General features: G+C 69.7%; 25 protein-coding genes and 1 pseudogene. 9 read left to right on the forward strand and 17 right to left on the reverse strand.

The annotated features are described in order from the left end of the window. Positions 1 to 180 precede the first annotated feature (180 nt). Positions 181 to 1,389, forward strand: coding sequence for an NAD(P)/FAD-dependent oxidoreductase (locus tag ACSIH6_RS05420; protein WP_435107103.1), 1,209 nt, complete (start codon positions 181 to 183; stop codon positions 1,387 to 1,389). A gap of 114 nt (positions 1,390 to 1,503) precedes the next feature. Here the strand turns inward: ACSIH6_RS05420 and ACSIH6_RS05425 are convergent, their stop codons facing one another. From ACSIH6_RS05425 to ACSIH6_RS05460, 8 genes are all read right to left on the reverse strand, one after another. Next, positions 1,504 to 2,598 (reverse strand): serine hydrolase domain-containing protein, encoded by a 1,095-nt coding sequence (locus tag ACSIH6_RS05425; RefSeq protein WP_435107104.1) that lies wholly within the window; start codon positions 2,596 to 2,598, stop codon positions 1,504 to 1,506. A 100-nt stretch (positions 2,599 to 2,698) separates the two neighbouring features. Further along, positions 2,699 to 2,848 carry a hypothetical protein gene (locus ACSIH6_RS05430; RefSeq protein ID WP_435107105.1) on the reverse strand — a complete coding sequence of 50 codons (150 nt, stop codon included), beginning with the start codon at positions 2,846 to 2,848 and terminating at the stop codon, positions 2,699 to 2,701. A 76-nt stretch (positions 2,849 to 2,924) separates the two neighbouring features. After that, the gene (locus ACSIH6_RS05435) at positions 2,925 to 3,182 is read right to left on the reverse strand and encodes a heavy-metal-associated domain-containing protein (RefSeq protein ID WP_435107106.1); all 258 of its coding nucleotides are present in this window, start codon (positions 3,180 to 3,182) and stop codon (positions 2,925 to 2,927) included. A 346-nt stretch (positions 3,183 to 3,528) separates the two neighbouring features. Further along, on the reverse strand, positions 3,529 to 5,790 hold the full coding sequence (locus tag ACSIH6_RS05440; protein ID WP_435107107.1) for a heavy metal translocating P-type ATPase: 2,262 nt from the start codon (positions 5,788 to 5,790) through the stop codon (positions 3,529 to 3,531). A 215-nt stretch (positions 5,791 to 6,005) separates the two neighbouring features. Continuing rightward, positions 6,006 to 6,884: a M56 family metallopeptidase gene (locus tag ACSIH6_RS05445; protein WP_435107108.1), complete on the reverse strand. Its 879-nt coding sequence runs from the start codon at positions 6,882 to 6,884 to the stop codon at positions 6,006 to 6,008. A gap of 2 nt (positions 6,885 to 6,886) precedes the next feature. Continuing rightward, positions 6,887 to 7,243, reverse strand: a complete 357-nt coding sequence (locus ACSIH6_RS05450) for a BlaI/MecI/CopY family transcriptional regulator (RefSeq protein WP_435107109.1) — start codon at positions 7,241 to 7,243, stop codon at positions 6,887 to 6,889. Positions 7,244 to 7,346: 103 nt separating this feature from the next. Continuing rightward, entirely contained in the window at positions 7,347 to 8,405 is a 1,059-nt protein-coding gene (locus tag ACSIH6_RS05455) for a hypothetical protein (RefSeq protein WP_435107110.1), read from the reverse strand. 3 nt (positions 8,406 to 8,408) lie between these two features. Further along, positions 8,409 to 9,404, reverse strand: coding sequence for an ATP-grasp domain-containing protein (locus ACSIH6_RS05460; protein ID WP_435107111.1), 996 nt, complete (start codon positions 9,402 to 9,404; stop codon positions 8,409 to 8,411). A gap of 181 nt (positions 9,405 to 9,585) precedes the next feature. On the opposite strand from ACSIH6_RS05460, the gene ACSIH6_RS05465 reads away from it, so the two are divergent. The 4 genes from ACSIH6_RS05465 to ACSIH6_RS05480 all read left to right on the forward strand — a co-directional run bounded on the left by ACSIH6_RS05465 (position 9,586) and on the right by ACSIH6_RS05480 (position 12,866). After that, positions 9,586 to 10,257 (forward strand): GNAT family N-acetyltransferase, encoded by a 672-nt coding sequence (locus ACSIH6_RS05465; protein ID WP_435107112.1) that lies wholly within the window; start codon positions 9,586 to 9,588, stop codon positions 10,255 to 10,257. Between the two features lie 97 nt (positions 10,258 to 10,354). Next, positions 10,355 to 12,097 carry a murein biosynthesis integral membrane protein MurJ gene (murJ, locus tag ACSIH6_RS05470; protein WP_435107113.1) on the forward strand — a complete coding sequence of 581 codons (1,743 nt, stop codon included), beginning with the start codon at positions 10,355 to 10,357 and terminating at the stop codon, positions 12,095 to 12,097. A 143-nt stretch (positions 12,098 to 12,240) separates the two neighbouring features. Further along, positions 12,241 to 12,723: a methyltransferase family protein gene (locus tag ACSIH6_RS05475; RefSeq protein ID WP_435107114.1), complete on the forward strand. Its 483-nt coding sequence runs from the start codon at positions 12,241 to 12,243 to the stop codon at positions 12,721 to 12,723. Next, the gene (locus ACSIH6_RS05480) at positions 12,720 to 12,866 is read left to right on the forward strand and encodes a hypothetical protein (RefSeq protein ID WP_435107115.1); all 147 of its coding nucleotides are present in this window, start codon (positions 12,720 to 12,722) and stop codon (positions 12,864 to 12,866) included. Before ACSIH6_RS05475 ends, ACSIH6_RS05480 begins: the two co-directional genes overlap by 4 nt. Positions 12,867 to 13,044: 178 nt before the next feature. Here the strand turns inward: ACSIH6_RS05480 and ACSIH6_RS05485 are convergent, their stop codons facing one another. Further along, positions 13,045 to 13,464 carry an arsenate reductase ArsC gene (locus tag ACSIH6_RS05485; protein WP_435107116.1) on the reverse strand — a complete coding sequence of 140 codons (420 nt, stop codon included), beginning with the start codon at positions 13,462 to 13,464 and terminating at the stop codon, positions 13,045 to 13,047. A gap of 11 nt (positions 13,465 to 13,475) precedes the next feature. Next, positions 13,476 to 14,141, reverse strand: a complete 666-nt coding sequence (locus ACSIH6_RS05490) for an arsenate-mycothiol transferase ArsC (protein WP_435107117.1) — start codon at positions 14,139 to 14,141, stop codon at positions 13,476 to 13,478. Positions 14,142 to 14,240: 99 nt separating this feature from the next. Here ACSIH6_RS05490 and ACSIH6_RS05495 point away from each other — a divergent pair, with 99 nt between their 5' ends. The 3 genes and pseudogenes from ACSIH6_RS05495 to ACSIH6_RS05505 form a co-directional block, all read left to right on the forward strand. After that, positions 14,241 to 14,525: an ArsR/SmtB family transcription factor gene (locus ACSIH6_RS05495; RefSeq protein WP_435107118.1), complete on the forward strand. Its 285-nt coding sequence runs from the start codon at positions 14,241 to 14,243 to the stop codon at positions 14,523 to 14,525. Beyond that, a complete protein-coding gene (gene arsB, locus ACSIH6_RS05500; protein WP_435107119.1) occupies positions 14,525 to 15,607 on the forward strand; it encodes an ACR3 family arsenite efflux transporter in 1,083 nt (360 codons plus the stop codon). Before ACSIH6_RS05495 ends, arsB begins: the two co-directional genes overlap by 1 nt. A 182-nt stretch (positions 15,608 to 15,789) precedes the next feature. Then, positions 15,790 to 16,287 (forward strand): annotated as a pseudogene (locus ACSIH6_RS05505) (pyridine nucleotide-disulfide oxidoreductase); the annotation flags it as partial. Positions 16,288 to 16,586: 299 nt separating this feature from the next. Here the strand turns inward: ACSIH6_RS05505 and ACSIH6_RS05510 are convergent. Both ACSIH6_RS05510 and ACSIH6_RS05515 read right to left on the reverse strand, forming a co-directional pair. Then, positions 16,587 to 19,028, reverse strand: a complete 2,442-nt coding sequence (locus ACSIH6_RS05510) for a heavy metal translocating P-type ATPase (protein ID WP_435107120.1) — start codon at positions 19,026 to 19,028, stop codon at positions 16,587 to 16,589. Next, complete coding sequence (locus ACSIH6_RS05515) at positions 19,025 to 19,246, reverse strand: heavy-metal-associated domain-containing protein (protein ID WP_435107121.1); 222 nt, start codon at positions 19,244 to 19,246, stop codon at positions 19,025 to 19,027. Before ACSIH6_RS05515 ends, ACSIH6_RS05510 begins: the two co-directional genes overlap by 4 nt. A gap of 114 nt (positions 19,247 to 19,360) precedes the next feature. Here ACSIH6_RS05515 and ACSIH6_RS05520 point away from each other — a divergent pair, with 114 nt between their 5' ends. Beyond that, entirely contained in the window at positions 19,361 to 19,768 is a 408-nt protein-coding gene (locus ACSIH6_RS05520; RefSeq protein ID WP_435107224.1) for a MerR family transcriptional regulator, read from the forward strand. An 81-nt stretch (positions 19,769 to 19,849) separates the two neighbouring features. Here the strand turns inward: ACSIH6_RS05520 and ACSIH6_RS05525 are convergent, their stop codons facing one another. The 5 genes from ACSIH6_RS05525 to ACSIH6_RS05545 all read right to left on the reverse strand — a co-directional run bounded on the left by ACSIH6_RS05525 (position 19,850) and on the right by ACSIH6_RS05545 (position 24,734). Next, entirely contained in the window at positions 19,850 to 20,188 is a 339-nt protein-coding gene (locus tag ACSIH6_RS05525; protein ID WP_435107122.1) for a four-helix bundle copper-binding protein, read from the reverse strand. Between the two features lie 506 nt (positions 20,189 to 20,694). Further along, positions 20,695 to 20,994, reverse strand: a complete 300-nt coding sequence (locus tag ACSIH6_RS05530) for a hypothetical protein (protein ID WP_435107123.1) — start codon at positions 20,992 to 20,994, stop codon at positions 20,695 to 20,697. A 58-nt stretch (positions 20,995 to 21,052) separates the two neighbouring features. Beyond that, a complete protein-coding gene (locus ACSIH6_RS05535; RefSeq protein WP_435107124.1) occupies positions 21,053 to 22,102 on the reverse strand; it encodes a flavin-containing monooxygenase in 1,050 nt (349 codons plus the stop codon). Between the two features lie 65 nt (positions 22,103 to 22,167). Beyond that, positions 22,168 to 23,406 (reverse strand): MFS transporter, encoded by a 1,239-nt coding sequence (locus ACSIH6_RS05540; protein WP_435107125.1) that lies wholly within the window; start codon positions 23,404 to 23,406, stop codon positions 22,168 to 22,170. Then, positions 23,403 to 24,734: an FAD-dependent oxidoreductase gene (locus ACSIH6_RS05545; RefSeq protein ID WP_435107225.1), complete on the reverse strand. Its 1,332-nt coding sequence runs from the start codon at positions 24,732 to 24,734 to the stop codon at positions 23,403 to 23,405. Before ACSIH6_RS05545 ends, ACSIH6_RS05540 begins: the two co-directional genes overlap by 4 nt. Between the last annotated feature and the right edge of the window lie 78 nt (positions 24,735 to 24,812).

Consider the following 24,812-nt stretch of genomic DNA (forward strand, 5'->3'; position numbering starts at 1 on the left):
TGTGGCGAAGGGCCTCCGGGTCGGAGGCTCCGCCCAACAACCCAAGGGATGATATGCCCCCGTAGGGTATGTAAGTCTCATTCTGTGAGCCTGCTTCACTGCTTTGCATACCCCCTAGGGGTATGTTAGTACTGGAGGTGCGACCCGCCTTCGGGTCGCCAGCTCCTGAGGAGGACAACCATGAACGCCCCCCGCGACATCGTCATCGTCGGTGGTTCCCTGGCAGGTCTGCGTGCGGCCGAGACCCTGCGCAAGGAGGGGTTCGCGGGAACGCTCACCGTGATCGGTGAGGAGGACCGCCTCCCCTACAACCGCCCGCCCCTGTCCAAGGGGGTACTGACCGACGCGGACGGCCACGTCGACCACATCGAGCTACCCCGATCCGAGGGCCTGGACGCACGGTGGCTCCTGGGCGGCCGTGCGGTCGGCCTCGACCGCGCCGCCCGCGAGGTCCACGTGCAGGACGGAACATCTGTCCCCTACGACGGCCTGGTCATCGCCACGGGGGCGCGGCCTCGGGGCCTGCCCGGTCTGACGAACGGACTGGACGGTGTCCACGTCCTGCGCACCCTGGACGACGGGCTCGCGCTGCGGGCCGCGCTCGACGCCCGGCCCCGACGCGTCGCGGTACTGGGGGCGGGGTTGATCGGCTCGGAGGTCGCCGGAGCGGTCCGGACGCTGGGGATCGACGTGACACTCATCGACAGCTCGCCCCTACCGCTCGTCGCCGCTCTGGGGGGACCCGTCGCACGCTGGATCGCGCGGACCCACGCTTCCGCCGGAGTCGACGTCCGTTTCGGAACGGGGATCCGGACGGTTGAGGGCCGGGACGGCAGGGTCGCGCGGCTCCGTCTCACGGATGGGTCCGAGGTCGAGGCAGACCTCCTTCTCCTGGCCCTCGGAGTGGAACCGAACACCGGTTGGCTGGAGAGCTCGGGCCTCCCACTCGACGGCGGCGTGGTGACGACCGCCGCGCTGTTCGCCGAGGGAACGACCGACGTGGTGGCGGCAGGTGACGTCGCCCGATGGCCGCACCCGCTCTACGAAGGTCGCCCTGTACGCGTGGAGCACTGGGGGAACGCCGTGGAACAGGGTCGACATGCCGCAGTCAGCCTGCTGCGCGGCCCGGGGGAGGCGGGGACGTTCGAGCCTCTTCCGTCGTTCTGGTCACACGTCCATGGCGCGAAGTTGCAGATCCTCGGGCTCCTGGACCTGGCGGACGAGGCGAGACTGGTCCATGGCTCCGAGGAGAAGGGCCGCTTCGTCTACGCCTACGCCCGCCAAGGCCGTCTCGTCGGTGCCGTCGCCGTCGGTTCGGCCCGCCAACTCCTGAAGTACAAACCCGCCCTCACCGATCGGGCGCCGATCGACACCCTCGCCGCTGCCTAGATGTTCTGTCCTGAGAGGCAGGGGCAAGCGGCGCCCCGTCCGGAGAAACCCCGTCCTACAGTGCGAGGACGGGGTTTTTCCGTGAAAGACGCTTGTGGGCGGGCGTACCCCTCCTCAGTTGTCCGGCACCGGGGTGAGGTCATCACCCAGGACCGTCGCGATCGCGGCGGCGCGGGAGTGGTCGTCCAGTCGACGCGTCAGGTAGGCGCAGGCGTGGCCGTGCCGGATGGACCACCAGGCGGCTGAACCGCCGATCCCGCCCTTGGCGATCTTGGCCCGGTCGCGCAGCAGCCCCAGCGTCCAGGTCAGAGCGGTTCCGAATACCTCGTCGTGTCCGGTGACCTGCGGCGCGATGAACTCGGCGTGCAGAGGGGGGCCCAACAGTGCGCTCACCGGGCCGTCCGGATCGGTGAGGACGGAGAAGAACTCCGCCAGCCCGGACGCGGTCGCGTGCAGGTTGACTCCTCCGAAGACCGACTGCCGCCAGGGGCGGGAGTTGGCCCGGTCCACGTCCAGGGCGCCGGTGGGAGTCTCCAACCACGGCGCGGCGGGAAGCCGCCCGGGCCAGCCCGGATCGGCGTACTCCAGGTCGGCGACGCGGTGCAGCGCGTGTTCTGGCACCCCGAACCAGGCGTCCAGTCCCAACCCTGGTCGCACCACGTCGTTGAACACCTCGCCCAACGACGTTCGGGCCCCCGCACGCAGGACGCCGTCGATCAGGTGCCCGTAGGTGAGCGCGTGCTCGCCCAGCGACGTCCCGGGGGTGTACTCGGGCGCGGCCCCTGCCAGGCTTCCGCGCAGTCCGGTGTCGTCCAGCAGGTCCAGCCCCGCCGCCTGGGCGGGGAACCGGGGCTGGCCCGCCTGGTGGGTGAGCACGTGCCGCAGCGTGGTGTGCTCCTTGCCGTGGCGCCCGTACTCCTTCCAGTAGTCGGCGATCGGGGTGTCAAGAGCCAGCGCGCCGTCCCGGACTGCCACCAGGGCCGCGAGCGCGGCGAACGGCTTGGACACCGAGTAGGGCTGGACGAGCGTGTCGGACCGCCAGGGGCGTTCCCGTTCCGCGTCGGCCCACCCGCCGCTCAGCCGGACGACCTCGCGCCCCTGCCGCCAGACGGACAGGCCCGCGCCAGTCTCCCGACCGTCGTCCACCAGTTCCTGGAAGGTCCGGCGCACCGCCTCGAACCCGTCCGCGGTGAATCCCTCCACCTTCATGCCACCACTCCTCGCATCCATGGTCGTGTCTCCTTCGCTGGCAGTTGCACAGCCGTAGCCGGGCCGCTCCCTTCGGGCGGCCCGGCTACGACGCGCGGGTTCAGACACCGGTCTTCGTGGACTCCTCCTCGCCGGACCGGCTGTCGGTGGACTTCGCCGAACGCATCAGGGCCAGGCCCAGGACGGAGTCGAACGGGTAGGAGATGTTGACGATGCCTGAGGTCAGACCCGCCTCCTGTGACGCGGACATGGGGTTGTCTTCTGATGCGCGGTCCCGCTTCGCGGCGAGCCAAGGGGGTGATGTGAAGCTGGACCACGAGGGGTCGTCAGACGCTCGCGACCTGGTATCCGGCCTCGTCGACCGCGGCGCGGACTGACTCGTCGGTGAAGCCCGAGCCGCCGACCGTCACCCGGCCCTTGGCCAGGTCGACCGCCACGCCGGTGACTCCGGGGATCCTGCTGACCTCGGTGCTGACGGAGCTGACGCAGTGTCCGCAGGTCATTCCCTCGATCTGGTAGACCCGCGCGTCGGCGGCGACCGTGGTGACAGCGGGGGTGGCGTCAGTGGAACAGGTGCCGCACATGTTTCTCTCCCTGGTGGTTCGGATACCCCCTTGGGGTATCTGAGAACAAGATTTAGCATACCCCTGGGGGGGTAGTCAAGCGGCATGTCTCCAACGTGCCCGCCAGGGCTGTCCCGTGGGGCTTCGGCATCCTGCTTGGCCTGCGGTGACGTGCTCGGAGGCCGCCGGGGAGGCAGGTTCACCCCCGTGCGTCAGCTGCCGCGGAGAGCCAGGAGGGGGCCCGCGAGGGAGTCCCGCGAGGGAGTCCCACGAGGGAGCCGCCCGTGAGGTGGGCCTGACAGAGCACGAGCGCCGGTCACCGCCGTGGCGGTGACCGGCGCTCGTGCGTCGGCTGTTCTGGACGTCCCTAAACGCGAGCCGCATCGCGAGGAGTACCGGCTGCCCGAAGGACGGCGGCGGTGCTGGCCTCCGGGGTCAGGTCGAGCCGACGCAGCAGCTGCGCGTTCAGGGCGACCACGACCGTGGACAGCGACATCAGCACCGCGCCGACGGCCATCGGCAGCACGAACCCGACGGGGGCCAGCACGCCGGCCGCCAGCGGTACGGAGATCAGGTTGTACCCGGCCGCCCACCACAGGTTCTGCTGCATCTTGCGGTAACCGGCCCGGGAGAGCTCGATGACCGAGAGCACGGACCGGGGGTCGTCGCTGGCCAGGATCACCCCGGCCGAGGCGATCGCCACGTCGGTGCCCGCACCGATCGCCAGTCCGACGTCGGCCTGGGCCAGAGCGGGGGCGTCGTTGACGCCGTCCCCGACCATGACGACCTTGCGCCCCTGGTTCTGGAGCTCGGCGACCTTGGCCCCCTTGTCCTCGGGCCGCACCCCGGCGAAGACCTGGTCGATGCCCAGGTCGGCGGCGACGGCGTTGGCGACGGCCTCGGCGTCACCGGTGATCATCACGACCCTGATGTCCAGGGCGTGCAGGGCCTTCACAGCCTGCCTGGACTCCTCGCGGACCTCGTCGGCCAGCGCGAGCGCCCCGATGACCTCGCCGTCGGCCAGCACGTGCAGGATGATCGCGCCCTGGGCCTTCCAGGTCTGCGCGATGGCCGTCTCGGCGGCGCCGTTCGCCTCCAGCATGCCGGGTCCGCCCACGCTGATCCGCGTGCCCGCCACGGTTCCGGCCACACCCACGGCGGTGGACGCCCTGAAGTCGCTCGCCCTGGGAACGTCGACGCCCCGGTGGCGGGCGGCGGCCACGATGGCCTTGGCCAGGGGGTGCTCGCTGTCGGCCTCCACCGCGGCGGCCAGGGCCAGGACCTCGTCCTCGCCGAGCCCGTCACCGGGGGCGACGTGGGTGACGGTGGGCTCGCCCTTGGTCAGGGTGCCGGTCTTGTCGAACAGGACGGTGTCGGCGGTGCGCATGCTCTCCAGCGCCATGCGGTCCTTGACCAGCACGCCGCCCTTGGCCGCGCGTTCGGTGGCGATGGAGACCACCAGCGGAATGGCCAGCCCGAGGGCGTGGGGGCAGGCGATGACCAGGACGGTGATGGTGCGGATCAGGGCGTCCTCGGCCAATCCGAAGACCGACCAGGCGGCGAGGGTGATGCCCGCCGAGACCAGGGCGAACCAGAACAGCCAGGCGGCGGCCCTGTCCGCCAGTCGCTGCGCACGTGAGGAGGAGCTCTGTGCGTCGGCGACCAGCCGCTGGATGCCCGCGAGGGCGGTGTCCTCGCCGACCGCGGTGATCCGTACCCGCAGCGCCGTGTCCGTGGCGACGGTTCCGGCGACCACCTGGTCACCGGGGCCCCGGCTGACGGGGCGGGACTCACCGGTGATCATCGACTCGTCGACGTCGGCGGTGCCCTCGGTGATGCGCCCGTCGGCCGGAACCCGGCCGCCGGGGCGGACGATGACCGTGTCCCCCAGGGCCAGGTCGGCGGGGGCGACGGTGACGACCTCGTCGCCGACGATTCTTTCCGCCTCGTCGGGCAGCAGCGCGGCCAGGGACTCCAGGGCGGAGGAGGTCTGGGCCAGGGAGCGCATCTCGATCCAGTGGCCCAGGAGCATTATCACCACCAGCAGGGCCAGTTCCCACCAGAAGTCCAACTCGTGGGACAGGATGCCCAGGCTCGCGCCCCAGGAGGAGAAGAACGCCACGGTGATGGCCAGGGCGATCAGCAGCATCATGCCGGGCTTGAGCGCCCTGATCTCGCTGACCGCGCCGGTCAGGAAGGGCCAGCCGCCCCAGAGGTACATCACGGTGCCCAGTACCGGGGAGACCCAGGCCGCGCCGGGCACGTCCGGAACGGTGTAACCGAGGATGGACGCGAACATCATGCTCAGGCCGACCGTGGGCACCGCCATGGCCAGCATGACCCAGAACAGCCGCCGGAACTGCCCCACGTGGTCACCGTGCCCGCCGTGACCGCCGTGATCCGCGTGCTCTCCGTGGCCGGTGTGTCCACCATGGCCCGCGTGTTCTTCGTGGCTGGTGTGGTCTCCATGACCGGAGTGGCTGTCGTGGTTCGCGTGACTGCCGTGCCCCGCGTAGTCGCCGTGCCCCTCGGCGGAGTGGCCTTCCGCCTTCACAGGGGGCTCACCGGGACTCGTGCTGTGGTGCTCGTGGCTGGAGTGCGCGTTGTGGTCAGGGGGCGTCGTGTTCATGTCGCCCAACATATACCCCTGGGGGGTATATGGCAAGGATGCGTGTCGCGCGGGGGAAGGAAGCGGGGTGCGAGCCTGGGACGGGGTCACCTACGGACGCGGACGATTCCTCCGCCAAACAGGGCGATCGACAGAGTCGGATCTGCGTTGACTCAGTAGGCGCACGTGCCGTCGCCCGCCCGTTGCGGAGTCGGAAACCGCCAAACGCTCCCGGCTCAGATCAGCAGGAGCGCGTAGAGGTGGTGAAGTTGAAGGCAACTGGACGCGATGCCGCTGGACGCCACACCCGTGCTGCCCAACAACGCCGGACCTGCCACACGGTTGCTCGAAGGGGCGTCACCGAGCAGGGCCCGGACCCGTTCCAGGACGTGGGATTCCGCGAGCGCCAGGTGCCAGCCGGGTCGAGGACGCGGATTGGCCAGAGCCACCTGGGCGATGGTGTGGGCGACCAGTTCACGATCACCCGTCGCCGTCGCGGCGTCCTCGTCGGCCCAGCGCTCCAGCGCGAAGCGCAGCGACTGGTTGAGCGTCCTCAACGGAGGGAAGACCGCTGCGGCGAGGGCGCCTAGCGTGGTGTACACGTGGTGGTTGTGCCGCAGGTGGGAGTGCTCGTGACGGAAGACCACCTGCAGTTGCTCTCGTGAGAGGACGCGCAGGAGACCCTTGGATACCAGCACGCCGCCGTGGTGCCCGGGTACGGCCATGGCGATGGGTCGTTCCTGGCCGGTGATGCTGGTGACGTCGGTGCGTACCGTGCGTATGTCCCTCCACCAGCGGGCGCCCAGGCGACTGACCCCGAAGAGGCCGACGAACAACAAACCAAGGGCCATCAACCCGAAGTGGGTGGGGACGGGCCCGTGGTCGAGGAGGAGCCTGCCCTTCCCCGAGGACAGGACCGAACCCGTAGGCAGTAGACCCGCCACGAAGACCGCAGCCACCAGGAGCGTGGTGCTCAGCACGGCCAGGGCCGTGGTGACCGCTGAGATCACCAGGATCCGTGAGGCCCAGGACGGATGGATCGGCAGCGGGCGCCATCCGAGAATCAGGCTCAACACCATCAGGACGACGGCGGGGATGAAGGTTGGCCAAGTCACGGCTACTCCTGTTGTCGGTTCAGGAGCGTTCGGAGTGCCTCCTCCTCCGAAGCGCTGAGCCCGTGGACGAACTGGTTGAGGACGTTGGAGGGATCGCTGGCGACGCGCAGGTGGTCGAACATGCGCCCGGCGGCCAGTTCTGACTCGTCGACGAGCAGCCGGTAGAAGAAGGCCCTGCCCTGTTGGGAGCGCTCGACCATCTTCTTGTCCAGGAGACGGAACAGGACGGTGTTGACCGTGGTGTAGGCGGGGGTGCTCTCCAACCTCTCCCGCAGCTCTCCAGCGGAGAGGTAGCCCTCGGCACCCGCGAGAACGGCCAGCACCTCGGCCTCTAGCTGTCCGAGTTTTCTTCGTGACATCTCATCCTCGAACTTTTCCTTGTTCTCGTAGCAAACCCGGTATCTCCCGCAGGCGTTCCGTTGACCCGAGGGGCCACACCTTCTGCGAGCCGGTGCGCGGACCTCACTGCTTGAAGCCGATGTGCAGGTGGTCCTCGTGCACGGTGTCGGTGAAGGTCGCCCCGTTGGTCGTGCTCAGAGCCCACGGCCCGCCGACCTCCGTAGCGCCTTCCGCCAGTGCCATCTCCATCAGCCTACCCGCGGGTCCCTGGGGGCCCTCTTGGCGAAGGTCGGCGACGGTGATCCCGTCGATGGCCCAGATGTCGACGGCCCGCCCATTGGTGTGGTTGCTCACCGAGGAGCTGTCGAAGACGTTGACGGGGTGGCCGGTGGACAGGACCGCGACCGAGATGGTGTGATCCGCGGTGATGTCCAGCATCATCTGGAGAACCCGTTCGTCGATATCCCCGGCGAGCACGTCCCAGCGGGCGCTGCTGGGCAGGTCGATCTTCGACGAATCCAGGACCTGGGCGGCGACACCTTCGACAGCAACCCATTCCTGCTCGCTCCCGCTTTCGGGGGCCGGTGTCCCGGTCGGGTCCGCCTGTTCCGGTGCGGCCGGGTCGCTTCCTATAGAGGCGACCTCAGTCACCTCCCAGGCTTCCCCCCTGCGGTCCAGCCTCAGGTCGATGACGCGCGTGACGGAGGTCAGGGAGTCGTCGAGCAGGGTGGAGATCTCGGTGACGGCCATGATGGAGGCCTGATCGTCGGTCAGACCGCCCAACTGCGGGTAGACGACCTGGGCCGCCCCCGCGTGGCCGTCGCCGGGGAAGAGTCCGGCGTCGGTGACGGCTTCGGAGTCGAGCCCGGCCGCGGTCAACCGTTCACGGGCGGCATCGGCGGTGCCCTCTTCTGCCTCGTAGTTGAAGACGGTCTCCAGGAAGCGTACGGCGGAGCGCTTCACCCCGGGCGCGGGCTCTCCGTCGGCGACGTCGTAGGCCGACACCGAGGGCAGAGCGGGCGCCCCCGGTTCGTTGTCGGCGGAGGAGGAGCCCGTGCCGGAGGGGCCACCGCAGGCGACCAGGAGGGAACCGGTGGCCAACACCGCCAGCGCCTGCCACGTACGTGGAGCGAAGGTTCCACGAACCGGACGGAAAGTACGTGGCGGGCTCTTGTGGGTCATGAACTAGCTGTTCCTTTCGAGCGATCGGTGGCGATCGGTGAACGCGGGCTCGGCGACGAAGGTCTCGGTGGAGTGCCGGATCATGGCCACACCCTCATGCCAGGAGTCACGGACCACGGAGCGGTGATCGTCCAGGGCCTGGGCCAGGAGCCCGCCGATCTCGTCCACGCCGGCCGCGGCCGTGAGTATGGCGCTGCCGGAGAAACGCGGATTGATCTCGAACACGTAGGGCGTCCCCGATGCGTCCACGCGCAGTTGGACGTTGAGGGGGCCGTCGGCGTCGAGTGCGTGGGCGGCCTTGACGCACTCCTCGGTGACGACACTGTCGTGTCGGCTGATCGCATAGCGCGAGGAGCCGTTCTTGAAGACCACTTCCTTGGGAACGACCGCCTGGATCCGCCGGTCCCGCCAGGCCACCACCGACACTGAGAACTCCGGTCCGGTGACGTACTCCTGCACGATGATCTGGTCGGGCTCAGTAGCACTTCGGCCCATGGCTTCCTTGAGCTCGGAGGGGTCGCGCGCGAGGAAGACGCCCCGGCTTCCTCTTCCCCGGCGCGGCTTGCCGATCACGGGGAAGGCGAGATCCTCGGTTCCACGCGTGGCCAGGCGCGTCCGTGGTACGGACACCCCGGCCTCATCCAGGAACTCCATGAGAGTCAGCTTGTCCAGGCACCGGGTCACGAGGTCGGCGTGGGGGAGCAGGATCTGGATGCCGAGCCTGGCCAGCGCCCACACCGCGACCAGTTCCTCGTCGACCAGCGGCACGATCGCACGGATCCGTTCCGCGGCGCAGATCCGTGTGATCTCCGGAACGTACTCGGGGCTCTGCCCCGGTGGGACCACGTAGGCCTGGTCGGCGAGGTAGAGGCCGGTCGCCTCGGGATCGGTGTCCACCGCGACGACCCGGTACCCCGCGTCCCGCAGTCCCAGGATCTTGCCCGCCGTGCCCTCGGCCCCCGCCGCGGTCACCAGGATGCTCGCTCTGTCGCTTGGCATGTGATCGCCCTTTCCCCAGCCGTACCTGGCGGTACGCCATCCTCAACTACTACACTAGTGGTAGATGATTTGGTGTGCGCTGAACTGGCCAAATCCGGACATCGGGCCTATTGGGCGTGACTCCATTGCCCGCTTGGGCGTCGCGATCGGTCTACTATTACAAGTGTAGTAGTTTGGGGCCATGTCTGCCACCACGCCCACGGGGACGCCCCCGGTGTCGCTGCGCGTCATGGAGCTCAGCGATGTCCCGGTCGCGGTCCACCTGCACAGGACGAACCTGCCCACCGGCTTCTTCGTCGAACTCGGGGACCGCTTCCTGAGCCGCTACTACCGAACATTTCTCACCAGCCCCGCAGCCGTCGCTCTCGTCGCCGAGGTCGAGGGCCGGGCGGTCGGCTTCCTGGTGGGTTCCACGGACGAGGCGGTGCACCATCGCCACGTGATCGACCTCAGCCGGTGGGATCTCGCCCGGGCCGGAGTAACGGCCTTGCTCTTTCGGCCCGAGCTGACCGCCCGCTTCATGCGCACCAGGGCCCGGCGCTACCTCAAGGGCATTCGCCGCGCCCCCGAACGGGCCACCACCTCCCAGGAGGGACCGCGGGGAACCGTCCGAGCGGGGGTGCTCAGCCACATCGTGGTGGATTCCACCCTGCGGCGGGGCGGGGTCGGGGCGGTACTGGTCAAGGGATTCGCGAGCATCGCCCGAGTCCACGGCGTGAAGCGTCTGAGCCTCTACACGAGCCACGACAATCACGCCGCGCAGCGGTTCTACCAGCGCCTGGGCTGGCAATCGCACCCTTGGCAGACCGACATCGACGGAAAATCCTGGACGCCCTTCACCCTCGACCTGTGAGTTCGGACTTCCTCCGCAGCAGTCCTCACCCCGAACCCCCGACCACACGAAGCGCGCTTGGATCCCCGTGACGTCCGGGTGCGCAGAACGGAGGCGCATGTCCACCGACGGTGACGACGGCCGAGACGAACCGGCCCACAGGAGTCGCGCGACGACACCCGCACAGGTCACCGCATCCCCGCCGATGGCGACCGAGGGCGGTACCGGGCTGGTCAGGTCCGGTGCTCTGATGGCCGCCGGGACCCTGGTCTCCCGGGCGACCGGTTTCGTGCGCACCATCGTCCTGGCCGCGGCGTTGGGGACCCAGCTCCTCGGTGACGCCTACAACACTGCCAACACCCTGTCCTTCATCGCCTACGACCTGCTCATCGGGGGGCTGATGGCGAGCGTCATCGTCCCCTTCCTCGTGCGGCGCCGCAAAGCCGACAGCGACGGGGGCCTGGCCACTGAACAGCGCCTGTTCAGCGCCGCCCTCCTTTTCCTCCTCATCGCCACGGCCCTCGCCGTGCTCGCGGCCAAGCCGATCGTCGGCCTGTACGCGGGAGGCTTCACCCCGGCACAGCACGAGGTCGCGGTGCTGTTCGGGCGGTATCTCCTGGTGCAGATCCTCTTCATCGGCGTGAGCGGCCTGTCCAGTGCGATGCTCAACAGCCGGAGCAGGTTCGCCTCCTCGGCCTGGGCGCCGGTGCTCAACAACCTGCTGATCATCGGTGTGGGCGCGGCGTTCCTGTGGATCGCCGGGCCGGGCCGCACGCCGGAGAGCATCACCCAGGGCCAGATCGCCCTGCTGGGGGCGGGGACGGCAGGCGGAGTGGTGCTCCAGGCGCTTGTCCTCCAGATCGCCCTGCGCAGGTCCGGGTTCCGGTGGCGCCTGCGCCTGGACCTGCGTGGTTCCGGACTGGGCGAGGCCCTGCGCTCCGCTGGATGGATGTTCCTCCTGGTCTGCACGATGCAGACCGGTTTCCTCATCACAGCCAACCTCGCCAACCGTGCCGGGGCGACCGCCGCCTCCGAGGGATCCGGGGTCGGCGCGGGGCTGACCGCCTACAACTACGCCTACCAGCTGTTCCAGCTGCCCTACGCGATCATCGCAGTCTCGGTGATCACCGTTCTGCTCCCCCGGATGAGCGCCCACGCGGCCGACCACGACTGGGAGCGGGTCCGCGACGACTTCTCCCGAGGGTTGAGGGGCTCCTCGGTGGTCCTGGTCCCCCTCGCGCTGGCGCTCATGGTGTACGCGGTGCCGCTGTGCGTCGCCGTCTTCGCCAGGGGCAGTACCTCAGTCGAGGACGCACAGGCCATCGCGGGGGTCCTCACGGTGTTCGCGGCGGGGCTGATCCCGTTCACCGCCTATCAACTGCTGTTGCGGGTCTTCTACGCCACCGGCGACACCAGGACCCCAGCCCTGCTCAGCGTCGGCAACGTGGCCGTGCACGGCACCATCGCCGTCATCTCCTACCTCGTACTTCCCCCACCCCAGGTCGTCATGGGCATCGCGGGCGGGTTCATGCTCTCCTACGTCAACGGTCTGGCCTTCGGTGGAATCATCCTCAGCCGTCGCCTCGGTAGTGTGGACGCCTCCCGCATCGGCGCGACGGTGGCAAGGCTCTACCTCACGGCCCTACCGGGCGCTGCTGTCGCATGGGCGATCCAGGTGTTCTGGTTCGATGATCCGGCTCGGGGACTCGCCGCGACCATGGCGGGCCCCATCGTGGGCTGCGTGGTCGCGGGCGTCCTCTACCTCCTGCTGGGATACCTGTTCAGGATTCCGGAGATGCGTGACCTGTTGCGCTCCGTCCGTACGCGCGCGGTGTCACGTCGCAGATCGCACACACCCTAGGTGTATCGACCTGACAGGTTAGGTACCCGCTCGGTCTGGTCCTGGCCTTCGGTGTGCGCACTCTGGCCGCGTGGCGGCGCACCGGCGACACTGGGTTTCGTCGCCCGGACACCACCGCCCTCACCGCTGCCTGGCGGGGGAGCGTGCTCTTCGTCGGCGCACTCGTTCTGGGCCTGGTCGCACCGGTGGCCGGACTGTTCGACCTGGCCACGGTGATCCCGCCCAGAAGCATGGGGACCACCGGGCTGGTCCTGATGCTGCTCGGTCTGGGTGTGGTCCTCGTCTCCAAAGCGGCGCTGGGTACCTCCTGGCGCATCGGTGTGGACGAAAGCGAGCGCACGGTGTTGATTACGCACGGCGTCTTCGCGCCCGCGCGCAACCCGGTCTTTACCGGCATGGGGGCACTGCTGTTCGGGCAGGTCCTCGCTGTTCCCTCAGCGCTGTCGGTTACGGCCCTGCTTGTCGTCGTCGCCGTGCAGGTGCAGGTCCGCGCCATTGAGGAGCCCTACCTTCTGCGCACCCCCCACGGCACCGCCTACCGCGGTTACGCTGCACGCACCGGTCGTTTCCTGCCTGGGATTGGTCGGCTCGACGTCCACGACACCACCACGGAGGAGCCCCGGTGAGCGGCTGTTGCACCCCCAGCGACCACGAGCCCACGCCGAAGGAGGAGCGCGTCGGCCGGATCGCGCTGGCCGTCATCCTCACCATCAGCGTCGCGACCCTGGCCACCGTTGGCGTCCTCGCCTTGGGGTGGCCGAGACCATGAACGTTCTCGATCGTCGGCATGCCGGTTCGGCTGGGAACTTGCGCACACCCCCCTACGCCGATCTCTCCGTCCCGTGCCGCGATACCGGTGTCAGTGAACGCTTACGCGGTCGTTGAAGTTGCCCCCCGCCCTCGACGAGGCAAGGGAACCCGTGTTCGGGCTGTGGATGGCAGGGGAATCAGGACCCAGGACGAGGGCTGATCTCCGTGATGAGTTCCTCGACGCGCTTTTTGATGTCGTCGCGGATGGGGCGCACGGACTCCACGCCCTGCCCGGCGGGGTCGGGTAGTTCCCAGTCCAGGTAGCGCTTGCCGGGGAAGAACGGGCAGGTGTCGCCGCAGCCCATGGTGACGCACACGTCGGAGGCCTCGACTGCCTCGGTGGTGAGGATCTTGGGGCTCTGGTCGGTGATGTCGATGCCGACCTCGGCCATGGCCTCGACGACGGCGGGGTTGAGGGCGTGGGCGGGGGCCGAGCCCGCCGAGCGGACCTCGATCCGGCCTTGGGAGAGGTGGTGGAGCCACGCGGCGGCCATCTGGGAGCGGCCGGCGTTGTGGACGCAGACGAACAGCACGGACGGCTTGTCATGGGTGGTCATTGGTGGTTCCTCTACTTCGGCTCAGTTGTGATGGAGGGGGAGGTTGGCGCGGCCAGGAAGGCCACGAGGTCGGCGATGTGGGCGTCGATGGCGTCGCGAATCTGGCGCAGCTCCGCGAGGGAGGCGCCCTGGGGGTCGGGTGTGGGCCAGTCCAGGTAGCGCCGCCCCGGAACGACCGGGCAGGCATCGCCGCAGCCCAGGGTCACGACGACGTCGGCCGCCTCGACGATCTCCTCGGTGAGGGGCTTGGGGTAGGCGGGCCCCAGGTCCGCGCCCACTTCGGCCAGAACCTCGGCGAGGTGGGGCTCTACCTCGGCGCCGGGCGAGGTCCCCGCGGAGGAGACGGTGACGGACCCGGTGGCGCGGTGAGCCAGGAGGGCGGCGGCGATCTGCGAGCGCCCGGAGTTCTGGCCGCACACGAACAGCACGCGCGCCGGTCGTGAGCTCGGTGCGCTGTGCATGGCGGCGAGGGCGTCCAGGCGTTCCGCGGCCAGACGCTCGGCGAGGACGTCCAGGTGGGTGGTGACCCGGGCGGTGGTGGCAAGGCGCTGGCGGGAGTCGATGATGAGCGCCTGCACGGTCTCGGTGGAGAAGCTGCCCTTGTGTCGGGCCGCCAGCCGTGCGGCTCCCACATCGACGCGTTCGTGCAGGAGTGATTGCGGTTCGGGCGTGGCCATGCTCTGGACCCCCTGGGAGAAAGTAGCCGTTGGCCAACTCATCAGTGTTAGCTGATGCGATAGTATCAGCCCATGCTGATATCAGTAGAACCTGATTTGATGAGAGTGCTGTCCGACCCGCTGCGCCTGAGGATCGTCACCCTGCTCTCCCGCGAGACCCTGTGCACGACGCACCTGATCGAGGAGACCGGGGCGCGGCAGACCAACCTGTCCAACCACCTGCGGATCCTGCGCGAGGCGGGCGTGGTGGAGACCGAACCGTGCGGCCGGTTTACCTACTACCGCTTGTGTCCTGACAAGCTCGAAACCCTGTCGGAGGCTCTGACCGGCCTCGCGGCCACGGCTCGCTCCACTGAGGCTGCGGGAAACAGGAGGCCCTGCTGATGTCACGTGTGGACAAGGTGGTCGACAGCGCGGATTCCTCCGTCGTCGCGAAACTCTCGGCCTTGGACCGGTTCCTGGCCGTGTGGATCCTGCTCGCCATGGCGGTCGGGCTGGGTCTGGGCCGGGTGGTCCCGGGACTGAACGAGGCCCTGGCCGCGATGGAGGTCGGCGGGATCTCGCTGCCCATCGCCCTGGGCCTGCTCATCATGATGTACCCCGTGCTGGCCAAGGTCCGCTACGACCGCCTTGACACCGTCACCCGCGACCGGCGCCTGCTCATCTCCTCGCTGGTGATCAACTGGCTCATCGGCCCGGCGGTGATGTTCGCGCTCGCGTGGATCTTCCTGGCCGACCTGCCCGAGTACCGCACCGGGCTGATCATCGTCGGCTTGGCCCGCTGCATCGCCATGGTGATCATCTGGAACGACCTGGCGTGCGGCAACCGCGAGGCCGCCGCCGTGCTGGTGGCGCTCAACTCGGTCTTCCAGGTCCTGGTGTTCGGCCTGTTGGGCTGGTTCTACCTCGACCTGCTGCCCGGTTGGCTGGGCCTGGACACCGGGGGTCTGGACGCCTCACCGTGGCTGATCGCCCTGAACGTGGTGATCTTCCTGGGCATCCCGTTGGCTGCGGGGTTCCTGACCCGCCGGGTCGGTGAGCGGCGGATGGGGCGGGAGCGCTACGAGTCGAACTTCCTGCCCAGGATCGGCCCGTGGGCGCTGTATGGGCTGTTGTTCACCATCGTGCTGCTGTTCGCCCTGCAGGGGGATCGGATCACCAGTCAGCCTTGGGACGTGGTGCGCATCGCGGTGCCGCTGTTGGCCTACTTCGTCATCATGTGGTTCGGTACGTTCGCCTTCGGCAAGGCGATCGGGATGGACTACGACCGGACCACGACTTTGGCGTTCACGGCCGCGGGCAACAACTTCGAGCTGGCCATCGCGGTGGCGATCGCGACCTTCGGCGTCACCTCGGGTCAGGCTCTGGCCGGGGTGGTCGGTCCGTTGATCGAGGTGCCCGTGCTCATCGGACTGGTGTACGTGTCGCTGGCCTGGCGCAAACGGTTCGCACCCGAACGCAGGTAGATGCGCCGCGCGCGCGGCCAAACCCGGCTCTGGGGGCCGGTACCGGTCTCTGGTGCGGGATCACACGCCGGGGGCCGAGGGCCGGGGGCCGGGGGCCGGGGGCCGGGGGCCGCAGCGGACGGCGGCGGACGGCGGCCAACAGGAACAGGGTTCACCAGGGCGAGGTCACCCGGGACACCACGGTCGCACAGACCACCTGGACCACCTCGCGCCCGCCCCGGTTCCTGCCCGACGACCTGGACGGCCGGGCGCTGTTCGCCATCGCCACCCGCCGCCAGCAGGCGGCCCAGGCCGGTCAGGCGGCGGAGGGCGTCAGCGATCTCGGCGACGTCGTCGTGGTGCCGAGCGTGCGCGAGGCCCGCGAACGCGGCGCGCTCAAGGCCGAGCCGATGTTCGACCGGCTCACCCGCACCGGTGTGGCCTGGGCCGACGGCACGACCCTGGACTGCGACGCCATCCTGTGGTGCACGGGCTTCCGCCCGGCCTTGGACCACCTGGCCCCGCTGGTGCCGTCAGCCGGGAAGGGGCGGATCGCACTGGAGGGGAACCGCGCGGTAGCCGAGCCGCGCCTGTCCCTCCTCGGCTACGGCGACTGGACCGGAGCCGCGTCGGCCACCCTCATCGGCGCGGCGCGCGCGGCCAAGGCGACCGTTGCTCAGATCACCCGGGAGCTTAGAGAGCGAGGCACGACCCGAAGCGGTGTGAGGTGCAGGGTGTTCAGTGCCACTGGAGAGCGCGCGCACCGCGCGGGGTGGCGCGGTAGACCCCCGGTATATCGGTGGGTTCGGCGTAGTCCAGGGACTCCAGGACCCACAGCAGCCGTCCGATGAGAGGGGGCTAGCCGATCGGAGTGGAGCCACCTCCGGGCAGGAGGTACAAACCAGACACGGCCGCCATCGCACGCAACAGCGTCCGGTTCCCCGATATGTGCGACAGCTGCTTCCGGTAAGGCGTGACTCGGACAGCCATCTTCCTATTCTCATGTGCCGGTGGACTGAGCGCGGCCGACGCTGTTGATGGCGTCGATGAGCAGCTTGGGGCGGGTGCCGATGGAGTTGCCGAAGATGGCGGTGACCGAGGCGGCCATGGCGATCATGGCCCACACCGGGTAGATGAGCCCGGTGGCGGCCAGTGGGACGCCGATGCCGTTGAAGGCGAAGGCCAGTGCGACGTTGGCGCGGGTGCGCGCGTAGGAGCCCCTGCTGATGTCGCGGGCTTGCAGGACCGCTGAGACCTCACCGCGCAGCAGCACGATGTCGGCGGACTCCACGGCGATATCGGTGCCCCCGCCCGCGGCGATGCCCACGTCGGCCTGCATGAGGGCGGGGGCGTCGTTGATGCCGTCACCGACCATGGCCACCCGGACGCCACCTTGTTGCAGTTCGCGCACGATGGTCGCCTTGGCGTCGGGCCGCACCCCGGCGTGTACCCGCTCGATTCCGACCTGGTGGGCGATGTGGGCCGCGGCGCGCTCGTTGTCGCCGGTGAGCAGCACGGGTTCCAGCCCGGCGCGGCGCATCGCCGCGACCGCTTGGGCGGCGTCCGGGCGCAGCTCGTCACCGAGCGCGAGCACACCCAAAGCGGTGGTATCGGCGGCCACGGCGATCACGGTGTGCCCGGCACTCTCCCACTGTTCGATGCGTTGGGCCAGTCCGGAGAGGTCGATGCCGTCCTGCGTGAGCAGTCCGGGGCGCCCCACCACCACGGTGCGGCCGTTCACGGTGGCGCGCACACCTGAGCCGGTCAGCGAGGTGAAGTCCGCAGCTTCGGGCACGACCAGCTCGCGTTCGGTCGCGGCGGCCACGACGGCGCGGGCCAGTGGGTGCTCCGAATGGTTCTCGGCGCCAGCGGCCAGGATGAGCAATTCCTGCTCATCGCCCAGGGCCTCGATGCCCCGCACGGTGGGCTTGCCTTGGGTGAGGGTGCCGGTCTTGTCCAGGGCGATGCGCCGTACCAGGCGCAGGGTTTGGAAGGCTTCCCCGGTGCGCATGATGATGCCCGCATCGGCGGCGGCGCCGGTGCCGCGCACGATGGCCAGCGGCGCGGCGATCCCGACCGCGCACGGGTAGCCCATCACCAGCACACTCAAGGAGGCGAAGACGGCGCGGCGCACATCCACTTCCCCGGCCAGGGCCCAGCTGCCCGTCAGCCAGCCAATCAGGGCCAGGGCGGACAGGGTCAGCACGGTGGGGGTGTAGACGCGCAGGACCTTGTCGACCAGGTGCAAGATGCCGGGTTTGAGGGCGCGGGCGTCCTCCACATGGCGCACCACCTGGGCCAGGAACCCCTCGGTCCCGGTGGCGGTGACCTCGATGAGCAGGCTGCCGGTGGTGTTGATCGCACCGCCCACGACCTCCTCGCCCTCTCCGCGCTCAGATGGGACCGGCTCCCCGGTCACGAGGGAGAAGTCGACGGCGGAGTGGCCCAAGACGATGCGCCCGTCCAGCGGAACGCGCTCGCCGGGGCGCACCCGCACCAGGTCACCCACGGCGACCTGGTCGAGGGGGACCTCGGACTCGGTGCCCTCAGCGGTCACCGTGCGTGCCAGGTCGGGCTGCAGGTCGAGCAGTTTCCGCACGGACTGGCTGGAGCGGGTCTTGACCAGCAGTGAGAGCCATTCGGAGAAGACGTGGTAGTTGACCACCAGCACGCTCACGGCGAAGAACGCCGCCGTGGGATAGCCGGGCAGTACGCCGCTCAGTCCGATGAGGCCGCCGGCGATACCGGCGAAGGCACCGGCTTCCAGCAGCACGTGCTGATTCAAGATCCCCCGGCGCGCTGACTGGTAGGCCATGCGCAGGATGTGCGGGGCGATGCCCAGCACAACGGCGAACGCCAGGAGCGCGGCCAGCCAGCCGATCACCGGCCCCTCCAGCACGCCGGTGGCGCGTAGTCCCAGCGCGGCCAGGCCAGGTGCGACGATCGCTGCGGTTCCAGCGGCCGCCGTGGCGTTCCCGGCCCGGCGCAGCAGCGCGAAGGACAGCGGCACCATCACCACGACCACCGAGGCGGGGACCAGCACCGACCAGATACCGGTGACCTCGGCGATCAGCCCGATCGCCGTGAGAGAAGCAGCGACGGCCGCCAGCAGCCGACGGCCCTCAAAGACCAGGTCGGCCTCCTCGTCCTCGAACGGGCGCAGCTTGCGCGGGTCGTAGAGGTCATAGCCCACATCGCGCAGCGTGGACAGGATCCTCTCCGGATCCACCACCTCGGGGTCGTAGTCGACCAGGGCTTGCTCGTGGGTCAGGCTCACCGCCACCGTGCCCACGCCGTCCATGCGCCCCAGCGCCTTTTCGATCGTGCCGGTGCACAGCGAGCAGTGCAGCCCCGCGATCCGGGCCCGGATACGCCGGTGCCCCGGGGTGGTGCTGGGCTCGGAGTCCCACAGCCGCGGCTGCTCCTCGTTGACGGTGGTCATCTGTGCGCCCCCTCCACGACCTCGAAGCCGGCCGTGCGGATGCGCTCGACCAGCAGCCCGTACTCGGTCGAGGCGGGGTCAAGGCGGATCTGGACCCGGCCACTGGTGTGGTCGGCCGCCACTGCGCGTACTCCTTCCACACGTTCGAGCACCCGCTCGATACGGCTCGCACACCCCTGGCACGACATGCCCTGCACCCGCAGCACCACGGTCTCCATCAGCGCATCTCCCTGTGTTGACGTGCGGTTTTACCGTTCACCGCATACGCTAGAACCTTGCCCGAGGGGCAAGGTCAAGTGTCGATAGCGTCGCAAAAGGAGACCGTCGTGGAGATGACTGTGGGGGCCGCCGCCACGGCTGCCGGGGTGAGCGCCAAAGCGGTGCGGCTGTGGGAGTCCAAAGGGTTGTTGCCCTCGGCCCAGCGGACCGGGGCCGGCTACCGGCTGTTCACCGACGCCGACGTGGAGGTGCTGTGCTTCATCCGCCAGGCCAAGACCCTGGGGCTGAGCCTGGCCGAGATCAAGGACGTCCTAGACCTGCAACGCCGCGGTGATGTGCCGTGTGAGCGGGTCACCGGCCTGTTGGACGCCCACATCGCCGACATCGACCGCACACTCGCCGACCTGCGCCAGCTGCGCCGTACCCTGACCAGGGTGCGGCGCACCGCCCACGCCAACCACTGCCAGAGCACGGATGCCGCCATCTGCCAGATCATCGAAACCGCCCCCCGCGCCGGTTGAAGCTCCCACCCCGACGCGGGGAAACGACAACGGGGGCGTGGACCGCACGGTCCGCGCCCCCGCCTTGACGCGCGAGCCGACTCAGGCCGAGGCCATCTCCCGGCACGCCTGCGCGCAGCGCCGACACGCCGCCGCGCACTCACGGCACGCCTGGGCGTCGTACTTGTCGCACTCCTGGGCGCACGCCTCACAGATCTCGGCGCACAGCTGACACACCCGCGCCGCCCACTGCGATCCCCGCGCCAGCAGCGTCACGCACAGCGCGCAGAACGCCGCGCAGTCCAGGCACAGCCGCGCGCACTGGGCCATCTCGGAGTCGTTGACGCAGCAGGTGTAGGCGCACGCCTCACACGCCTGCTGGCACTCGCTGCACGCGTCCACGCACGCCTTGTTGCGTTCCTCCACCGTTGCCACTGCCATGACCATCCCCCTTTGACCATCGTTTTCGCTGTTCAACGCGGTCGCCTGCCCGCCGGTAGCGAAAGCGTGCCCACGCGCAGCCGATCACATCCGCACGCTAAGCCCCTGCCCCCGGGGCAAGGTCAAGGACCGACACGGGCCAGCACTCCGCGCGAGGTGTCCGCGGCGTGCCTACGGGGTGCAGCCCCTTGAGGTCGGGCATGTGGCCGTACAGCGTTTCCGGGCTCACTCCGAGCAACTTGGCGATAGAGGTCACTGGCTACTCGGGGTTGGGCAGCATGTCGAGGGCTACGGAGTGGGTGCCAGACCAGGGCCACTCACCGGTCCACAATGGGCCCCTTCACGGTCCGCGCCTTGTTCACCTCGGTGAATAGCGGTGGGCGGTGTTGCTGTCGGCGTGTCGCATCAGTCCGGCCACCCACAGGTCGGCCCGTTAGGCCGAGTGGCAGATCACCCGGGAGCTGGAGAGCGAGGCACGGCCCGGAACCTCGTGAGGTGCCGGGTTTTCAGTGCCATTGGAGAGCGCGCGCACCGCGCGGGGTGGCGCGGTAGACCCCCGCGGTCTCGGTGGGTTCGGCGTAGTCCAGGGATTCCAGGACCCACAGCAGCCGTGCGATGAGGTGGGCCCGTGCCGTGAGTGGAGTGCTGTGCCGCCACATGTCGGCGATGTCCTGGGCCGAGGCCGGTCCGTCGTCGCACAGGGTCCTCAGTGCCCGGCGCCTGGCCGCGCTGAGGTGGCGCAGAGAAACCGTCTTCTCCTCTTCCACGTTGTCCATCTCGGACATGGTGGCCTCTACCTGCCGCATGCTTGTCTTCTCTCCCGTGAGCCGGTTCAGCCGGGCCATACGCGTGCGAGCGCTTCCGTCAGCGGCGTGCTCTGGCGAGAAGTCGTCGCACGACGTGGCGAGCGTCGCGTCCGACCCCGCGAAGCGTTGCCGAGGAGAAGCTGCGCTGGAACTCCAGCCCCACGTATCCCAGCCCTGGCACAGTGGTGGATATTCCGCCCCGGTGCAGCGGACGCCCACCGGAGTCCAGTGCGCCGGTCGAGGAGAGGTAGTTCAGGGCGGGTTGGTAGCCAGTGGCCAAGATGAGGGCGTCGGCCTTGTCCACGGTGCCGTCGACCCAGGTGATCTTGTCACCGTCCAAGCGGGTGAACATCTCCCGCCGGTCGGGGTTGCCCGAGGCGAAGGCCGTACGGTAGCGGCCGTCGTCGTTGACCAGGGTCGGGCCCTTCTCCCACAGGCCGCGCAGCGGTGCGGCGTCCAGACCGCTGCGGGTGAACCACCAGTGGATGTCACGTCCAAGAGGACGCTGGTTCGCCCAGGACACCGGGGAGCGGGTGGCCAGGCTCACCCGGGCCACGACAGCGAGTTCCGCGGCGATCTGCATCCCGGAGTTGCCGCCGCCGACCACCACGACGCGCTGACCAGTGAAGGGCTCGGGGATGCGGTACTCGGCGACGTGCAGCACGGTCCCGGTGAATTCCTCCAGCCCCGGTAGCTGGGGCCGGTGGGGCCGGGCGAAGCCGCCGGTGGCCGAGACCACCACCGAGGAGCGCACCTGGGAGCCGTCGGCGGTGGTGAGGAGAAACCCGTCCCCTTCGCGCTCGACCCGATCCACCCGCTGGTCGTAGCGCAGGTCCGCATCCAAGCGGGAGGCGTAGTCGCGCAGGTAGGTCACCACCTCGTCCCTGCGGGGGTAGCGCTCCGGGTCGCCTGGCATCGCACGTCCGGGCAGTGAGGAAAAGCGTGTGGGGGAGAACAGGGTCAAACTGTCGTAGTAGTGCGACCAGGAGCCGCCCGGCCGGTCGGCCGCCTCCAACACGAGGGGCCGCACGCCTTTGCGTTTCGCGGCCCAGGCAGTGGCCAGACCTGCCTGACCGGCACCGATAACGATGAGGGGGACGTCTTCCATGACGGAGATTTCCTTCGTTCGTGTGCAGGCGAAACCTCGCACGGGGGAGCGCGCCGGGGCGATGGTCAAGAAGGAGTGGAGGGAACCTGTTCGCTCCTGGTGCGGGTGGCCAGGGCGATCAGCGCGCCGAGTGCCGCCAGGGTTCCCAACACCGCGAACGCCGCTGAATATCCGCCCAGCGGACCGGCCATGGCGGCGCCTGCCCAGGGGGCCAGCGCGATGGCCAGCATGAGCGGGGTGTGCATGATGCCGTTGAGGGTGGCGTAGTGCCGGGTGCCCCACCGGTCGGCGACAGCGGTCGCCTGGAGGAGGGTGAGGATGCCGCGTGCCATGCCCGCCAGCACCGCCAGGGCCAGGACCAGCACCCAGGGACCCGGTACCAGTGCCAGGAGAAGGGTGGTTCCGGAGCAGGCGGCCAGCACGGCCGTGGTGCGCGGCACCGGGCCGGTCCACCGTTCCAGGGGCGCGTAGACTAGGCGGCCGAGCACCTGTCCCACACCGCCCACACCCAGGGCCCAGGCCGCTTCCGTCGTGCCGAAGCCCTGTCCCTCCAGCAGGGGGACGATGTTGACCACGACCGCGAAGACGGTGAAGGACCCCAGGGCCAGAGCCGTCGTCAGAGCCCAGAACGCACGGCTGCGCAACACGGTGTCCACACTCCGTCCCCGGTCGCCTCTCTGCCCGCTGCCGTGGGGGATCCACTCCCGGGGCAGGGCGAAAGCGTGCAGGGGCACCACCACGGCGAGCAGTACGGCCGCGAGCACCAGATAGGCGCTCCTCCACCCCCAGGCCCCCTCCAGGAGCGCGGTCAGGGGAGCGAAGATCGTGCTGGCCAACCCGGCGACCAGGGTCAGCGCGGTCAGGGCCCGCACCTTGCCTTCCCCGTACCAGTGGGTCAGGGCGGCGAAGGCCGGAGGATAGAACAGTCCGGCCATCGCGGCTCCGGCCACCAGCCAGGCGGCGGCGAGCACCCACACGTTCGGGGCCAGGGCGACGGCCGCCACGGCGGGAGCCGCGACCAGCGCTGCTGCCGTCATCGCCGGGCGCGGTCCCCGGGCCTGTACCCAGCGCCCCACCGGGACACCCGCCAGCCCCGCCATGATCTGGGACGCGGAGAACAGCGCGGTCACCGTGGTCAGCGACCACCCGGTGTCGGCGGTGATGCCAGCTGCCAGGACGGGGAAGGCGTAGAACAGCACTCCGTAGCTGGTGGTGACGGTGACGCACAGGGCCCACAGGCCCCGGCGCGCACCGACTACGGTGGGTGCGGGCGCGCCGGAGACCTGGTCGGGCAGAGGGGTCACGCGACCCGTTCCGGCTCGGGCAGCGTGCTCTCCTGGGGCGAGCCGCAGGAGCCGCCGCTCTCCGCGGTCGCATCCGCTTCGTCGGACAGACCTCCTCCGCTGCACACCCCCGTCTCGGGCAGGACCAGTTCGACGCGGAGGGCGGCCTCGTGGTCGCCGACCAGGTGGGCCGCGATGCTGCGCACCTGCTCGTATCCGGTGAGCGCGAGGAAGGTGGGCGCGCGCCCGTAGGACTTCATCCCCGCCAGGAAGAACCCCTCCTCCGGGTGGGAGAGCTCCCTCGCGCCGTGCGGGTAGACGGTGCCACAGGAGTGGACGTTGGGGTCGATGAGCGGGGCCAGCTCCACCGGCGCCTGGAGGGCCGGGTCCAGGCCAAGCCGGATCTCGGAGAGGAAAGACAGGTCGGGACGGAACCCGGTCAGCGCCACGACCTCGTCCACCGGCTCCAGTTTCCGGCCGTCCTCACCGGTCAGGACCAGGCGCTCCTGTGCCAGGCGCACCTCAGCGGTGCGGAATCCGGTGACCACATCGAGATGCCCGGCCTCGACGGCCTGGCGGGCGCGCTCGCCGAGGGCGCCGCGCGCGGCGAGCTGGTCGTCCGAGCCTCCGCCGAAGGCATCGCCGATCTCGCCGCGGCGCAGCACCCACACCGCCTTGGTCCCCGGGTTCTCCTCGGCCAGCGCGGCCAGGGAGACCAGGGCGGTCAGCGCCGAGTGGCCGCTCCCGACGACGGCCGTGGTGCGTCCGGCGTGGCGGGCCCGGGTGCTCGCGTCGCCCAGGTCGGGGGCGCGGTGGGTCAGGTGTGCGGCCGCGTCGGTCTCGCCCAGGGCGGGCAGGCCGTCGCCGCCCACCGGGTTGGGCGAGGTCCAGGTGCCGGAGGCGTCGACGACGGCGCGGGCCAGGACGCGCTCCTCCCCCTGGGAGGTGCGGATGCGCACCGTGAAGGGCTGCGAATCGCGGTCGGCGTCGACCACCCGGTCCCGGCCCAGGCGGCTGACCCCGGTGACCTCCGCACCGAAGCGCACCCGGTCGCCCAGGACGGCGGCGAGCGGGGCCAGGTACGACTCGACCCACTCCCGGCCGGTGGGGTAGCCGTCATCGGCTGGGCGCTGCCACCCGGCGGCGGTGAGCAACTTTTCCGCGGCCGGGTCGACCAGGTCGCGCCACATCGAGAACAGGCGCACATGCCCCCATTCGGCCACCGCGGCCCCAGCTCCCGCTCCCCTCTCCAGGACCAGGACCGGTAGTCCCCGCTCGGTCAGCTCCGCCGCCGCCGCGAGTCCCACCGGACCCGCACCGATCACCACGACCGGACGCTCCTCGACCATGACACACCCTTTCATCGATTGGTGTCTATGGAACGAGACTTTATCGATGCTCGCCTATGGACGCAAGCATAGATCTTC

The sequence above is a fragment of the Nocardiopsis synnemataformans genome, from assembly GCF_965343085.1.
Lineage (GTDB): Bacteria > Actinomycetota > Actinomycetes > Streptosporangiales > Streptosporangiaceae > Nocardiopsis > Nocardiopsis alborubida.